The organism is Nemorincola caseinilytica (genome assembly GCF_039540515.1).
Classification (GTDB): Bacteria; Bacteroidota; Bacteroidia; order Chitinophagales; family Chitinophagaceae; genus Nemorincola; species Nemorincola caseinilytica.
In genome coordinates, this window is sequence record NZ_BAABFA010000004.1 from 29,310 (window position 1) to 46,015 (window position 16,706).

Annotated in this window: 6 protein-coding genes; 3 read left to right on the top strand and 3 right to left on the bottom strand. The window is 52.1% G+C overall.

Translation table 11 applies throughout. The annotated features are described in order from the left end of the window. Positions 1–91 precede the first annotated feature (91 nt). A complete protein-coding gene (locus ABD843_RS00990) occupies positions 92–6,178 on the bottom strand; it encodes an Ig-like domain-containing protein (RefSeq protein ID WP_345077152.1) in 6,087 nt (2,028 codons plus the stop codon). Positions 6,179–6,359: 181 nt separating this feature from the next. Further along, positions 6,360–7,385: an endonuclease/exonuclease/phosphatase family protein gene (locus ABD843_RS00995; RefSeq protein WP_345077154.1), complete on the bottom strand. Its 1,026-nt coding sequence runs from the start codon at positions 7,383–7,385 to the stop codon at positions 6,360–6,362. A 191-nt stretch (positions 7,386–7,576) separates the two neighbouring features. On the opposite strand from ABD843_RS00995, the gene ABD843_RS01000 reads away from it, so the two are divergent. The 3 genes from ABD843_RS01000 (at position 7,577) to ABD843_RS01010 (ending at position 12,381) form a co-directional block, all read left to right on the top strand. Beyond that, positions 7,577–10,387 carry a peptidase associated domain and porin domain-containing protein gene (locus ABD843_RS01000; protein WP_345077157.1) on the top strand — a complete coding sequence of 937 codons (2,811 nt, stop codon included), beginning with the start codon at positions 7,577–7,579 and terminating at the stop codon, positions 10,385–10,387. 12 nt (positions 10,388–10,399) lie between these two features. Then, the gene (locus ABD843_RS01005; protein ID WP_345077160.1) at positions 10,400–11,215 is read left to right on the top strand and encodes a DUF5689 domain-containing protein; all 816 of its coding nucleotides are present in this window, start codon (positions 10,400–10,402) and stop codon (positions 11,213–11,215) included. A 137-nt stretch (positions 11,216–11,352) separates the two neighbouring features. Next, complete coding sequence (locus tag ABD843_RS01010; protein WP_345077163.1) at positions 11,353–12,381, top strand: T9SS type A sorting domain-containing protein; 1,029 nt, start codon at positions 11,353–11,355, stop codon at positions 12,379–12,381. 402 nt (positions 12,382–12,783) lie between these two features. Here the strand turns inward: ABD843_RS01010 and ABD843_RS01015 are convergent, their stop codons facing one another. Next, positions 12,784–16,635: an Ig-like domain-containing protein gene (locus tag ABD843_RS01015; protein ID WP_345077166.1), complete on the bottom strand. Its 3,852-nt coding sequence runs from the start codon at positions 16,633–16,635 to the stop codon at positions 12,784–12,786. Positions 16,636–16,706: the final 71 nt, after the last annotated feature.

Genomic DNA, 16,706 nt, shown 5'->3' on the forward strand with positions numbered 1-16,706 from the left:
GCGCACGAATCTTTACTCATAAGATAAAAACAGAGCAGCCCCCTTGTTTCCAAGGGGGCTGTTTCTTTACAGAGGAATTCAAAGCACGTTATCAGTGCTTCATTACGAAGTTGATAGAATGATGCTGAGTGCTTGTCCTCAGGTTCACTATGTACATACCATTTGGTAGTGCGTTGTTCATTTCTATGGTCACCTGCTGGTTGCCTGTGTTCAGCGTATTTTCATACACTCGTTGGCCCAGCATATTGGTAATGCTTATGGTCATTTCTTCCTCTGCCATTTCGGTGGGTATGCCGCTTATGGTAAAGGCGCCATTGTTGGGGTTGGGCATCAGGCGTATGGTAGATGAGGCTGTGGTCTGCGCTACATTGCCCGGTGTCACCACCGTCATCACTACCGCATTGTAGTTGGTTATCCCGTTGCATATGCCGCTGCTGCTTACCAGGCAGGTCACCACATCGCCATTCTGCAGGGCGCTGGTGCTGTATGTGCTGTTGGTAGCGCCAGCTATATCGGTAGCATTTACAGCCCATTGGTAGCCCGGTGTAGGCCCTGCATTCGTTACCACTGCAGAGAATGAACACAGCTCGCCTGCGGCAATAGTATTGCCGGGTGTGGCATTGATGGTGACCATAGGCAGGGTAGGAGGTATCACGTTCATTTCTACCTCTGCACTATGCGCAGTATCGCCAGTGCGGCACCTGTAGTTGCTGGTGATGATGCATTTGACCCTGTCGTTGTCGCTGGGCAGGAAGCTATAAGTAGCGCCTGTGCCCACACTAGTGCCATTCACCAGCCATACATAGCCAGGTGCAGCGCCACCGCCCACAGGTGTGGCAGTGAGGGTCACTACCGTACCCACGCACACTGTGGTACTGGCAGGTGACAGTACAAGACCTGCTGCGGGATGCAGCGATGGCAGTACATTGCGTATGCTACCGGCAACAGCAGTATCTACCGTGCGGCAGGCAGCATTGCTCGTCATTTTTATTGATACTATATCGCCATGTGCAGGAGCTACCGAATAGGTGGCGCCCGTACCGGTGGCCACACCGTTCAGGTACCAGTTATAGACAGGTGCTGTACCGCCGTTCACCGGGGCAGGAGAGAATACCACCGCTGCGCCCGAGCATGATGTGTCGGTAGGTACAGAGGCCAACAGAGTAACAGCGGGTGTTACCAGTGGTTGTGCTATCACCATTGCGCTGCCGGTCATGGTGCGCTGGCAGCCTGTGGTAGCATTGGTGGCCTGTACAGTGTACACGCCAGGCGCTGTCTGCAACCCGAAGCTGATACCCGTGCCTGTACCTGTTTCCGTGCCTGATGGCGCGCCACCTGTATACAGTGCATAGTCCACACCTGTTTGCGATGTGGCGAGACCTATGTTCACACCTGTGCCACCTGTGCAGTAGTTGCCACCGCCCGTCACGTTATATGCAGCAGGTAATGGCTGCACTGTAGCAGTAGTGGTATTATAGCAGCCGTTGGCAAAGGTGTAAGATATGGTAGCAGTACCAAGCGCAGTGCCGAACGCTACTCCAGATGCCGATATAGTAGCGATAGCCGTATTGCTGCTGGTCCATGTGCCACCTGCAGATGTGCTGGCAAATGCTGCGCCGGATCCGATACATATATTGCCGCCGGATATTGTTGCAGGGATGGCATTCACTGTGATGGTAGCATGTGTAGAGCAGGTAGTGCCCAGTGTATATGTGATGTATGTGATGCCGGCGGCAACGCCGTTCACCACGCCTGCTGCATCCACATTGGCTATAGTGGTATTGTTCGATACCCATACGCCGCCCGGGGTAGCACTGCTAAGTGTGGTAGACCTGCCCTCGCATACAGAGAACACACCGGTTATGGGTGTAGGCATGGGGTCTATGGTCACGGTCTTGGTAACTATACAGCCTGTGCCTGTAGTGTAAGATACCAGCGCAGTACCTGCAGATACGCCTGTTACAGCACCTGTGACAGGTGCCACCGTGGCTGTGGCGGGGGCGCCTGCAGACCATGTGCCGCCTGTTACGGTATTCATCAGTAGTACCGATGTGCCGGCGCAGAACTGCGATGTGCCTGTGATGGCAGGTGGCAGATCGGTAACTGTGACAGTAGTAGCTATGCTGCAGCCGGTAAGCAGGCTGTAGGTTATAGATACCGTACCCGGAGTAACACCCGTTACAACACCCGATGTAACATTTATGCTGCCTATAGCAGTGTTGCTGCTGCTCCATGTGCCGCCGGGCATGGGGTTAGATAGGGGAGTAGAGATACCTACGCATACTTGCAGGCTGCCTGTTATGGCCGATGGTGTGGCAGTAACAGTAACAGATGACGATGTATAACAGCCTGTTGCAGGCAGTGTATATGATATATTCACAGGACCAAGGCCAATCGCCGTTACCAGGCCGGTAGGATCTACTGTAGCTACCGATGCATTGCCGGTGCTCCATACGCCGCTGCCTGTGCTATTGGTAAGTGTGATAGTGCCACCTGTACATACCGACAAGGGGCCAGCCGATGTGGGTGGAGTAGGGTTGACGGTAAAGATAGTGCTGGTGCTGCAGCCTGTGCCCAGCAGTATGTAGCTTATAGCTACAGTGCCTGCGGTATGGCCGCTCACTACACCTGTAGTGCTGTTAACGGTAGCGATGGCGGTATTGCCGCTTGCCCATGTGCCGCCGCCACCTGTGTTCAACACAGTGGCCGTGCTGCCCTCACATACGCTTGTAGCGCCTGTTATGGCCACTGGCAGAGGATTCACCGATACACCACGCGTTATGTAGCAGCCTGTGCCCGATAATGTATAGGTAATGGTAGACGAACCTACTGCCATGCCTGTAGCATCGCCCGTGGCTATATCTACTGATACGTCAGCATTGCTGGATGACCATGTGCCGCTGCCAGAGCCGGTGAGCGGTATGGTAGCGCCAAGGCATACCGATGCAAGACCTGTGATGGGAGCAGGCTGTGGGTTCACCAGTATGCTCTCGGTCACATAGCAGCCATTGGGTATGCTGTACGATATAGTTGCAGTTCCTGCATGCAGGCCTGTTACCACACCTGTAGTGGCCCCGATGGCGACATTGGCGCTGGTAGTGCTCCATGTACCTGTGCCGGTAGCATTCAGCATGGTAATAGTGCCGGCCTCGCATACAATGGTAGTGCCTGTGATGATGGCAGGCGCTGCATCTACAGTAACGATGGTGGTAACATAACAACCTGTACCCAATGTATAGGTAACTACAGATGTACCTGCCGCAGCGCCTGTCGCTAAGCCTGTAGTGCCATCTATAGAGATGTTGGTGTTGCTGGTGCTCCATCTGCCGCCTGCTATGCTATTGCTCAGTGCCAGGGTGCCGCCATTTTCACATACATGTCCTGTGCCTGCTGTTATACCTGCAGGCAGGCTGTTCACCGTCATAGTGCGTGTGGTATAGCAGGTAGTAGGCAGTGTGTAGGTAATGGTGGCTGTGCCTGCCGTATTGCCCGTTGCCACGCCTGTAGTGCCATCTATTGTAATGTTCGCAATGCTGCTCCATGTACCCGGTGTTATGGTATTTGCCAGGGTCACATTGCTGCCTATACACACTTCTGTGGGGCCTGTTATAGAGGCAGGTGCCTGGTCTACTGTTATGGTATAGGTGCTGTAGCAGCCTGTGCCTAGTGTGTATGATATGGTAGCTGTACCTGCGGTATTACCGGTCACGATGCCTGATGCAACATCGGCAGTAGCATTACTGTTGCTGCTGCTCCATGTTCCGGGTGTCGTAGTATTGCCAAGGGTGATGTTCGCCCCCTCGCATACGTTGGTAGGGCCGGTAATGGCTGCAGGCAGTGTGTTTACTGTAACTGTAGTGGTTGTATAGCAACTGTTGGGCAGGGTATAGGTCACTGTTGCAGTGCCTGCTGTTACGCCTGTCATATCAGCGGTGCCGGGGGCAAAGGCCACATTGCCATTGCTTGCCGTCCATGTGCCACCTGTTATTGTATTACTCAGCGTCACTGTCTGACCTATACATACTGTATCAGCACCTGTTATGGGGCCGGGCAGTGGGTTCACTGTTACTGTTGCTGTACCTGTCCTTGTACAGCCGCTATTACTGGCCGTAGCCACTACGGTCGTTGTGCCTGCTGTTGCGGGGTTGAAATAAACGCTATCTGTGACCGCACCTGTATAAGGTATGGTAGCGGCAGCATCGCTGTAGAGGTTGGCTGAAGGACTCCATGTGATGGGCGATACTACTGTATAGTTCAGCGTTATGGACCAGGCTGCGCTGGTTATGAGGTTGTTGGTAAAGCCTGTGTTGTTGTACAGCGACAGTGTCCAGGTGCCGTTAGGTGTGCTGTACAGGTCGTTCCATGCATTTACATTTGAGACATAAGGAGCCGCGCCTACAGGCAGGCCTGCATCTGCCCTCCATGTACCGGTGAATACGCCCGAGCCAGTAGCAAGAGAGGTAGTACCTGCCGAGCTGATATTGGTATTGGTGAAGATGATGGCAGCCGATGCAGGACCATGTGCGCCTCTCTGGTTCACCAGGTTCAGTATGTTGCCGTTGGGGGCTTTTATGTTTATCACATAGTCGTCCTGGTAGTTCGATCCGAAGCTGATCACGTTCACCGCTGCGCCCGTTATCACCGCGCCTGCGGGTATGCCGCTCATGTTCAGGTTGGCAGTTATGGTGCCGAACGCGCCCACAGTACCGGGTATGGTGATGGTGCCGGAGTTCACGGTATTTGTCATAGGGCCTGTAACGCCGCCGGTAGCGCGTATGAGCCTTGTAGCATCACCTGCGCATGCTGCTATAGATGTGGGCGATACGGTAACTGCTCCGGGTGTATATACATAGGTCACTGTAGATGTAGCGGTGCTGCTGCAGCCTGCGGTGGTGCCTGTTACTGTGTATACTGTTGTTGTGGTGGGATTGGCGGTCACTGTAGCGCCTGTAGTGGCCGAAAGACCTGTAGAGGGCGCCCATGAGAATGTCGTAGCGCCTGTAGCAGTGATAGAAAGACCCGAGCCGCCGGAGCATACATTGCCGCTACCTACACTCACGGTAGGCAGTGGGTTTATAGTAACAGTGGCCACAGAAGATGTATCGAAGTCGGTTGTGCTGGTACAGGTAAGTATGCAGCGATAGTATGTAGTGGTAGATATAGTACCTGTACTATAGGTAGGCGATGTGGCGGAACCTATAATAGTATAAGGACCAGCTGGAGATATGGTAGATGATATCCACTGGTAAGAAATGCCCGATGCCGATGAACTGCCGGTAAGGCTGATGGTAGAAGATCCGCTTGCGCAATGCGATGCAGGGGCCGCTGCTGCTGTACCCGCTGTAGGTGTGCCAGAGCATACTGCGGCGGGGTTCACTGTTGCGGTGGTCACAGCCTGTTTGGTACATCCCCAGGCGTCTGTAACTGTAAGTGTATAGTTGCCCGATGCTGCTGTTGTGGGCGATGTCACCGTAGGGTTGGCGGCAGTGCTGCTATAACTTGGCCCTGCCCATGAATAGGAATATGGAGTAACACCACCACTCGGGCTGCTGTTCAGGTTGAATGAGGTGCCTGCAGGTACGGGTGATGTATTGCTGGCAGTGGTGTTCACAGCAGTTATCCACTGCGCGGTGATAGATGCGGTATTATTGATGCTCCATGTGCCGCTAGCGCCCGAGCCGCCCCAGCCGCACAGGTAGAAGGTGATGGTCTGCCCGCCGCATACTACCACACCCGCAGGCTGGCTGAATGATGGCGAAGCGCCGGAAGCGGTGCTGCCGAAGACAGTAGCCGCACCTGAGCCTATACGGTACACCAGCCCGAATGTATTGGGGCCTGTGCTGCTAGACTGGCCGGCTCCTACACCCACACCTGTTATCTTTAGCTGTGTGGTAGAGTTGTTGGTAACGGTAAAGTATATATAGTCGCCGGCGCTGTACACGGTAAGCGCTGCCGATGCGCCTACTGTCCAGCCGGCAGAGTTATACCGGTTAGCGCCGGCATTGTAACTCACGCCGGGACCTCTGTCCCATTGCGATACGTTCACTGCTGCCGTACCCGGAGAGGTAGAGGCCGGTAATGGCGCATATGCGCTGGGCCCGGCAGCCGCGTTAAGTGTGGTGCCTCCCCATGTAGTAGGCGATATTGCGGTCTGTGCTATAGATGTCGCAGCCATCATCACACAGGAAAGCAAAAGAGAAACTTGTTTAAATGGTGTTCGTAATATCCGATACATACAGGACAAGATTTTGTATGGCAAAATTGTCGATCCAATATTGCCTGTGTCGGTACAATAGGTTAACTCTCGTTGAACAAATTGTTACCCCTTGTTCCTGTTTTGTCCGTTGCTGAAAGTGTTGCTAGTCGGCATTCTTCACCAGGTACACCAGTACCGGGAAGTGATCGCTGTAGCCGTTGTCCCATACTTGGGCTATGGTGAATGAGCGATGGGGCAGTCCCTTATCCTTGCCTAACTTATTGGTAAGGAATTCCTTATTGAATATCTCTGCCCGGTAATAGCGCCAGCCGGTATTGTTCTCTACGAACGAGCCCGATAGCATTATCTGGTCTATCAGTCCCCACTCCCCGCGATAGCTCTCTGTGCCCATTCCTTTTTTATAGATGTTGATCCATGGGTTGAACAAGTCTTTCATGGTCACATCATCTTTATCGGCCTTTGCCTGCAATACTTCTTTTACGGGTTCGCCGGTAGGGTTGTCGTTCAGGTCGCCCATAAGCAGTATCCTGGTGTCGGGGCGTATGGCCATCAGCGAATCTATAAGATGTTTGTTCACCTTTGCTGCCAGCATGCGGCCAGGTGCGCTTCTGGCCTCACCACCGCTCTTCGATGGCCAGTGGTTCACCAGTATATGTACGGTATCGCCTGCCAGTACGCCATATACATGCAGTACGGCGCGCGTGGGCCTTTTTTGCCCTATGGTCTCCAGCGGTACCGGCAGTGTCTCTGCGGCTATCAGTTTAAAATACTTAGGGTTGTACAGCATGGCTGTGCTTATGCCTCTCTCATCAGGCGTGGGGAACCAGCAGTATTTATAGTTGCGGTGCTTTATCTCTTTCTGGGCCACTAGGTCAGCCAGTACGGTACTGTTCTCTATTTCTACCAGGCCTATCACTGCGGCTCCGTCGGGCGTCACATCTGTGCCTATCTTTTCCAGTACGGTAGCTATGTTGTGCAGCTTTTGTGTATATACTTCCTGTGTATAGCTGTAGGCGCCATTGGGGGTGAAATCCTCATCTTTTTTTGCAGTGTCATCTACGGTGTCGAAAAGGTTCTCGCAGTTGTAGGACCCTATGGCTATTACCTTCAGTTTCTGCTGTGCAGATGCAGCATAGCATACCGTCACAGACAGTATGGCCAATATCATTTTGTACATGTAAGAAGAGGATGTTTCTGCAAAAAGATCGATTTTTTTCCGAAGAAAAAACGGGGAACAATTAAGTAACACAAACTTGATATTCTATTGATCCAATCATAACGTACAAAAGATGGCACGCAATACCGTCCAATATAATTTTGCCGCTCCAAAGGGTATCATCCATATCCGTTCATTGTATCATGAGGCACAAGGCATTCTTCGCGTTCGTTTTTCTTATCCTGTTCTCTACCATCACTTATGCCGAAGGCGATAAGACCGCCATTCTGAAAGGTAAGGCATACAACTCCGCTACAAAGACACCACTCTACGATGTGAAGGTCTCCATCCCCGATCTGAAGATCGCGGTCGCGACCGATGGAGATGGTGATCTCTCCATCAGCGAGGTGCCATATGGTACACATACGCTGATATTCAATGGCGGTGCTGTGGTAACGTACACTATGACCGTAGTAGTAAATAAAGACCTGGTAGATATAGGTGATGTGATGCTGACCCTATCGGAGAAAGCCAACGCTACCGACAATACAGAGATCCCTACCATTACTGTAGAGGACAACACCGCTAACCAGGATGATGATGGCTCTTCTGCGCAGAACTCCAGCGGCATGTTCGTTGCGGGGCAGGATGCCTTTACGGCCGCTGTAGCCTATACGTTCGGCCAGTACTACTTCAAGCCTCGTGGTGGCTCGGGTTACGAGCTGCAGTTGAATGGTATCACTATAGAAGATGTGGAACGTGGTTACTCATCGTGGGGGCAGCTCGGTGGCCTTAGCGATGTGCTGCATGGCCGCAGTGTTACCTATGGTCTTCAGCCCTCCGGCTACGCCTATGGCGGGCTCAATGGTACTACTTATATAGATGCCACTGCCGCTGACCAGCGCAAGGGTAGCGCCGTTACCTATACCCGCTATAACCGCAACTACAGGAACCGCGTGATGATGACCCACAACAGCGGCCTGATGAAGAACAAATGGGCATGGTCGGTATCGGGCTCTCGCAGGTGGGCCGAGGAAGGCTATACACCGGGTACATTCTACGATGGCTATTCCTTCTATGGAGCTGCCAGCAAGGTGATAGGTAAGGGACAGCTCAATCTTACGGCCATGTATTCGCCCACACGCCGTGGCCGCGCACTCAATGCCACCGATGAGGTCTATGGCCTTACCAATAACAACCAGTACAACTCTGCATGGGGCTACCAGAACGGTGTGAAGCGTAATTCGCGCGTGGTAGATGTGTCTCAGCCCATCTTTATTGCCAACTATACTTATCGCCCCAGCGACAAGACCAGGTGGAACACCGCTATAGGTTATGAGACCGGCAGATACAAAAGCTCTACCATAGACTTTTACAATGCATACAGCCCCCGGCCCGACTATTATCGCAATCTGCCCAGCTATTACTATAGCATGGTGCCACCGCAGCCACAGCTCGGCGACTCTGTGAAAGCCTTGCTCATGGCGAACCCCGAGATGCTGCAGGTCGATTGGGCGAAGTTCTACGAGGCAAACAGGATGAACATAGAGACCATAAAGAATGTGAATGGTGTAGCAGGCGATAACGTTACAGGTAAAAGGTCTATGTATGTGTTGAGCAACTTTGTTGATGAACTGCGCAAATTCACCTTCAATACCAATATAGAGCATGCACAGAGCGAGCATCTTACACTTATGGGTGGCGCGCGCTTCGTGATGCACCAGAACGAGAGTTATAAAGAGCTTGTAGATCTGCTGGGTGGCGACTTTTACCTGAATACTTACCAGTTCCTGGATGCACAGAACACCGGTAATACCAGCTACGCACAGAACAACCTGAACGAGCCGAACAAGCTGATAAAGACAGGCGATAAATATGGCTATGACTACATACTGAGAAATATGCAGACCGAAGTATGGGGACAGACCACAGCCACCCTGGATATGGTAGACCTCTTCGGTGCGCTGAATGTAGGTCATACTTCTTTTAGCAGGGAGGGTCTTTATAAGAATGGTCTCTTCCCCAACAACTCCTTTGGTAAGAGCGAAGCCCATGGCTTCTTTACATACAAAGCGAAAGCCGGCGCTGCACTTAAATTGGGCCTGCACAATATCTTCTATGTAAATGCCGACCATACCGAGGAGGCGCCGCTGATGTCCAATACATATATATCGCAGGCCACACGAGACTTCGTTATCAACGCCCCCACTACAATAAAGACCAATACACTGGAGGCCGGTTATATGCTGCGCACGCATAGGGTAAACCTGCGTTTTACCGGCTATGTTACCGATGCGAAGGACATAACCTCCATCAGGCGCTTCTTCTATGACGAACTGGGCACACAGGCCTTCATCAGCTATGTTATGAACAAGGTAAGTACCAGGGCTACAGGCATAGAGTTCGCTGCCAACTACAAGATATCATCTATGTGGAGCCTTACCGGTGTTGCATCTGTAGGCCAGTATTTCTACACCAACAGCCCCGATGTGAACATATATCTCGATAACGATCCTGCCGTGGCCACTACTTCGCACAAGACTTACATCAATAACTACTATGTGGGCAATGGTCCGCAGTCGGTATACTCTATGGCGCTCAGTTACAGGCCTGGCAGGTGGACCATCGCTTCCAATATCAACTACATAGACCGCAACTATATAGACATATATCCCGATCGCCGCACGGCCAGTGCTGTGGCATTGGTAACACCCGGAAGCCCACAGTGGCACTCTATCATAGACCAGGAGCGTATGCCATCGGCCTATACCGTAGATCTGTATGTGAGCCGCTCTTTCAGCACTTCCCGCTACACCAAAAAATTCACATCGCACAGCACAAGCCTGTTCGTGAGCCTTGGTATCAATAACCTGCTGGACAAGCGCGATATAAAAGTTGCAGGTTACGAACAGTTGCGTTACGATTTCGGTAACCGCAGCACCGATAAATTCCTCAATTACTACGATTACGCATTTGGTCTCAATTATTCAGCTAATATCAGTTTCCGTTTTTAAAGTTCATTTATCATGAGGTTCCATAAGATAGCGCTTACATTTCTGCTGGCTACGGCCACCCTGTCATCCTGCCTGAAGAAGGACTATGATGTTCCACCCGACACTTTGCATTATGACCCTGCACTGCCTGTCAATGTCTCCCTGCGCCAGTTGGCCGACAATGCGCTGATGCTGTCCGATGGCCAGTACTATACACTGGGCGATTCCATAGCATACGGCATCATAGTGGCCGACGATCATTCGGGCAATATCTATAAGCAGATGATAGTTCAGGATACTACCGGTGGTATATGTATACTTGTAGACAAGACAACTATCTATGGCGATTATCCTGTAGGCCGCAAGGTATACCTCAGGCTCAAGGGCCTCAGGCTGGCCAATTACAAGGGCCTGCCACAACTGGTATACGACTATGATGAAGAAAGAAAGCAGAGCAATGGTATACCTTCATCCCTGCTGGCCGACTTTGTTGTAAAAGCATCTTACCCCCATACGGTAGAGCCCAAGGTGCTTACCATGGCCGATATCTTTAGCAATCCCAGTCTCTATATCAATACCCTCATTAAGATAGAGGACGTACAGTTCGAGACCTCTTCGGCCAATGTGGTATATTCTGATGCCGTGCGCAGCACCAACCGCTATATAAGCGATTGCCCCTTCAACGGCAGGCTGGGTATGTACAATAGCTCGTTCTCCAAATTCAGGGGAGCTCTGACGCCGCGTGGCCTGGGTAGCATCACCTGCATCCTGTCTACCTACAACAGTCCCCAGCTCATACTGCGCGATACTACCGACGTGAATATGACCAAGGAACGTGTATGCCCATAGAATAAGAATATTTTTTCCTTCCCCCTGTACAAGGCCCGCATGTTAAGCGGGCCTTCATTTTGGCTTAACCTTTTGGTAAACCTGCATTCACTTTCAGGAAACATGGCCGGCTGACCTTTGCAGCACAAATCAAGAACATGAGAAGATCAATTGTACTATTATCACTTATCGCCGGTTCTGTAGGCGCCAACGCACAGGTTACGCTCTCCGGTACATCCTACACCCAGGATTTCAGCCAGCTTGGTCTGGCCACTCCGGTAGTACCCACCGGCTGGTTCGGTTACACCGGCGCTACCAGCTCAGCGGCAGGTACGCTTGCTACCATCAGCACATCCAAGACCTATGGCGTATTCGCCGACACCGTTTCTTCTGATGCCTGCAAGGCCAACGTATGGAACGATGACTTCAAGAACTACCCATCTGCAAATGGCGGCATGCCTGTAAAGGTAGCTACATGCGCTGCCCAGCCCGGCATCACCGACCGTGCACTGGGTGTAAGGCAGAAGAGCAATTCTGCTACTCCTCCCTTCTGGGATCCGGGTGCAGCCTTCGTTTTCAAAGTAGCTAATACTACAGGTCGTACCAATTTCAATCTCACCTTTAAGCTGCAGTCGCTCGATACTACATCTCCCCGTACCACTACATGGGCGGTAGACTATGGTATTGGTACCAATCCTACCAGCTTCACTCCCGTGAGCGCTACAGGTACTATGACCACAGGTGGCCTTACCTTCAGCAACAATACCGTTTCTGTGAACTTCGGTTCTGCGCTCGATAACCAGTCTTCTGTAGTATGGATAAGGGTAGTGGCCCTTACTGCTTCTACAGGTGGTGGCAACCGCGCCAGCTCTGCTATAGACGATGTTAACCTTACCTGGACAGGCAGTGTGTCTGTAGACGAGGTGAACACACAGGCCGCAGCATCTATGGCCGTATATGGCATGGCTACTTCAGACAAAGTGATCTTCGGTTATAACGTAGAAAGCGGTCTTAAGTATGGTCTCTCTATACACGATATCACCGGCCGTAAGGTATATGATGGTAATTTCACTACCAATGCCAGCGGCACATACACACTTAACGGTCTGAACCTTGTGCCCGGCCTTTACATAGCCAGGATGAACAATGGTAACACTACTGCCGTTACAAAGTTCTCAGTTAACTAAGACTATCTATAAACACTATACCTTTTCGTAAAGCGCCCGCGGATATCCGTGGGCGCTCTTTTTATGTGCGTGCATCTGCACAGCCATCGATCTCTGTGCAAATATTTATTTTATGGCAAACAAACGTTCATTCCTTTCCCGGTGTCTATGTAGGAAAAGATCTAATGATAAAGAAGAAATTAAAACAGATACCCGGCAGAACAACAAAAGACAATAACACTATCAGGACGATAGATGAGAAGGGTGCTGTAAAGGTGTTTCAGAAAGATAGACTCAAGCCTCTGTCAAAATATAGGGAAGAGCAAATAAATAGTATACTCAGTTAATGTTGTAGATGTTTTCTGCAAAGAAAAGAGGCATACCCCGCGGCATGCCTCTTATTCAACATCACTCATTTGTTCGTTATTGTTTCACTACTTTCTCTATCTGCACCGGTACATGGTCTTCATCGTAAAGGGTAAGGATGTACATGCCGTTCGGCAGGGTGCTCAGGTCCAGGCTCTTTGCATCGGCCATGTGTATCAGCTCGCGGCCATCTATGCTGCGTAGTATTGCCGATACTCTGTTGTCGCTCTCTATGAACAGCATACCCTGTGCGGGGTTGGGATATATCCTTGCCCTGGTATCGCTTGTGCCGACAACACCTGTTGTAGGCATGCCCTTCACCACATACATGTCCGATATGGACTGGCAGCCATTGGTATCTACCACGCGCACCTTGTAGTTGCCGTTGCCGGTATGCGCTGTGTTGTATGCGGTAGCGCCCGGTATGGGTGTGAGGTCCTTGTACCACTGGTAAGACACATAGTGCGTACCTGTGAACAGCTTTACGCCATTGAAGGTCACTATAGGGTTGGGCAGCGGCATCTGGCTCACTGTTATATCCATTGTAGTAGCAGTACAGCTAGATGGTACTGTCACCGTACACCTGTAGTTGCCTGGTGTGCCTGCATTATAGGTAGGCGATGTTGCGCCGCTTATAGGGCTGCCATTGAAACTCCACTGGTAATTCAGCAGAGAGCCCGCGCCCGATACGCTCGTAGATAGCAGCGCACTGCCGCCCCAGCAGAATTTGGTAGGAGTGAGCGCTACGATAACAGGCGCGGCTACGATGGTCACCAGGGTATCGGCGCCGGTATATGCCGTACAGCCGGTAATGGTATTGGTCACACGAACCCTGAAGCCGCCGCTTACAGTAGTAGTATATATGGCGTCTGTAGCGCCGGGTATGGCCACTCCGCTTTTATACCACTGGTAGTTGTAAGAGCCTGCTGCTGCTGTAAGAGTTACGTTAGATCCCGCACATACCACTCGTGGCCCTGTGGAAGAGATAGATACATCGGGCAGCGGGTCCACTATCACATTGGTGGTCACGGTAGTATTGGTGCAGCCTATACTATTGGTCACCTGTGCATAGTAGCTGCCGGGGGCAGATGTGGTATAAGATATACTGGTAGCGCCGGGTATAGGTGTAGCACCATTATACCATTGGTAAACATATCCTGTGCCTGATGTGGCTGTTATCATAACACTGCTGCCGGCGCAGAATGTCGCAGGGCCTGAGAGTGTCACCGCATCACTGGGGGAGGGTAGTATGTTGATATGTATAGTGCCCGACTCATCGGAACAGCCGGTAATGTTGGTCACTATCACCGAATAGTCGCCTGTGATGCTTGCCGCATGGGTACTGCCCGATGCACCTGTTATAGGCGTACCGTTGTGCAGCCATTGGTAGGAGAACCCCACGCCTGTAGGCGATGCATTAAGGGTAATGGGCGATACCGAGCAGGCCGTTGTAGAGCCGCCAGGTACCGATATGGTGGCCGTTATGGTATTCACCAATACCGATATAGGTACAGAGAAGGTAGGACAGCCGAATGAATTGGAAACACGCACACGGTAGCTGCCCGTAGTGCTGGCTACATAGTTGATGCCTGTTGCACCGCCTATGGGCGATGCCCCTACGAACCACTGATGAGTAAGCGATGTGCCAGTATTGGCCGTAAGCACCACAGATCCGCCCGGGCAGAATGTGGTGTCGCCAATGGGTGTGATGATGGCCGGTGGTGCAGGGTTCACGGTCATTTCTTTAGTAGCTATACAGCCAGTGGGCAATGTATAGGTCATCACTACAGTGCCCGCGCTCACACCTGTCACTATGCCTGTACCTGCACCCACTGTTGCGCGGCCTGTGTTGCTGCTGGTCCATGTGCCTGTAGTAGGAGTGCTGGAGAGTGTAGTTGTCAGCCCGGGACAAACTTCGTCTGCGCCTGCTATTGTGGCTGGCAGCGGATGTACTGTTTGTATACGCGTTATGAAACAGCCCGTGGTAGATGCCAGTATATAAGATATGCGTACAGTGCCTGTGGTATTGCCCGTCACTACACCGGTAGCTATATCTACCGATGCGGTCGTACTGTTGGCGCTGTGCCATTCGCCGCCTGCAGTAGCGCTGTTCAGTGTTGCTGTCGTTCCCAGGCATACCCCCGATGGGCCTGTAATAGCAGCAGGTATGGGGTTCACCGTCATGGTATGTGTGCGATAGCAGCCCGATGGCAATGTATAAGTGATATCTACCGTGCCTGCAGCTACACCCGTTACTATACCTGTTGCTGCGCCTACTGTGGCAGTGCCTGTGGCACCGCTGGTCCATGTGCCAGTGGTAGATGATGTGGTCAGGGTGGTCGTGGCTGCTTCACATACTGCATTGATGCCGCTTATGGTGCCGGGTTGTGGGTTCACCGTTACGGGAGTTGTCACATAGCAGCCGCCGCTCAGGGTGTATGTTATGTTGGTAGTACCTGCGCTCATTCCCGTCACTACACCCAGTGCATCTACTGTTGCTATCGTAATGTCCTGGCTGCTCCATGAGCCACCTCCTGATGCATTGGTGAGCGTAGTAGTAGCGCCTATGCATACAGTGGTAGTGCCTGCAATGGCCGCAGGGAAGGAGTTCACGGTTATTGTTGCGGTAGCTATGCAGCCGCTGGGTATGGTATAGGTGATATTGGCCGTGCCGGGTGCAATGCCTGTTGCCACGCCGCCGGCCGTTACCGTGGCTATAGTGGCATCGCTGCTGCTCCAGGCGCCACTGCCTGTGGTACTGTTCAGTGTAGTAGTGAGGCCCACGCATACCGCCATGCCTCCGGTAATGGCAGCAGGTGGTGCATCTACCGTTACCGTTCTTGTAGTGATGCACAGCGAGCTCAGTTGGTAAGTTATGGTAGCTGTTCCTGCTGCTATACCTGTCACTACCCCTGTTGATGGGTCTACTGTGGCTATGCCTGTATTACTGCTTGTCCATGTGCCGCCGGTCGATGTGCTTGTGAGTGTTGTGGTGAGTAGGGGGCATACTATGGCCGTACCTGTTATGGGCGCCGGTGCGGTATTTACCGTCACTGTGGTAGTAACAGGTACCGATGATGTGGTGCAGTTCAGCGCATCGGTAACGGTAAGCGTATACACGCCCGCTGCCGATGCCGGTGCGGCAGTAACGGTAGGACTTAGTATGGCGCTGGAGAAACCGCCGGGTCCTGCCCAGCTATATGTGTACCCCGGTATGCCGCCCGTTGCGGTGCCGGTAAGATAAAGGTCTGTACCCGCACATATGGGCGAATTGCTCGTTGCCGTTGCAGTAACAGGTGTTGCGAAACCTGCTGTTATAGCGGTGCCATCATTGATGCGTAGCGTACCGGCCGCACCCGGGCCTCCCCAGCCATACAGGCGGAAAGTGGCCGTCTGGCCGGGTTCTATACATATATTGCCTGCCAGGTCCCAGTTCTCCGGGCTTGCCGTATGTGCTGTGCTTATAGTAGGGCCAAAGGCAGCGTTAGTAGTGCCAATTGTATACATCACCTGTACGTTCTGCGGCCCTGTAGCGCTCACCTGCGACCGTATGAACAACCTCGTTACCTGCAGCTCTGTGGTGGCGCTATTGGTTACGGTAAAGAAGATGCACCTGTTAGCGGCCTGTGCAGCAGCAAGCGAGCCACCTACCTGCCAGTCCTTGCTGTTGTAGCAGCCTCCGGCAGCATTGAATGTCGTTGCACCGCGGTCCCACTGCGATATGGCTATAGTACCTGCGCCGGGCGTAGTAGTGGCCGGAAGGGTAGTGAAGGCGCTGGGCCCTGTGGCTGATGCAGGACTACCTGTCCAGGTAGTGGGGGCAATAGGCGTTTGTGCATGAACGAATGCGGCTGCGAATAGAGCAGACACCGCAAGCACGCCTGAAAGGAAAGAACGGAAAAATGACATGGTGGTAAATGTTTAAATAGCTATAGCATGAGCAGCACTGTATATGCTGCTCACAGATATGTCAAAATTCC

Coding starts and splice junctions, on each gene's coding strand:
- ABD843_RS01010 (WP_345077163.1), top strand. CDS start 11,353: ATGAGAAGATCAATTGTACTATTATCACTTATCGCCGGTTCTGTAGGC.
- ABD843_RS01000 (WP_345077157.1), top strand. CDS start 7,577: ATGAGGCACAAGGCATTCTTCGCGTTCGTTTTTCTTATCCTGTTCTCT.
- ABD843_RS00995 (WP_345077154.1), bottom strand. CDS start 7,385: ATGATATTGGCCATACTGTCTGTGACGGTATGCTATGCTGCATCTGCA.
- ABD843_RS01015 (WP_345077166.1), bottom strand. CDS start 16,635: ATGTCATTTTTCCGTTCTTTCCTTTCAGGCGTGCTTGCGGTGTCTGCT.
- ABD843_RS00990 (WP_345077152.1), bottom strand. CDS start 6,178: ATGATGGCTGCGACATCTATAGCACAGACCGCAATATCGCCTACTACA.
- ABD843_RS01005 (WP_345077160.1), top strand. CDS start 10,400: ATGAGGTTCCATAAGATAGCGCTTACATTTCTGCTGGCTACGGCCACC.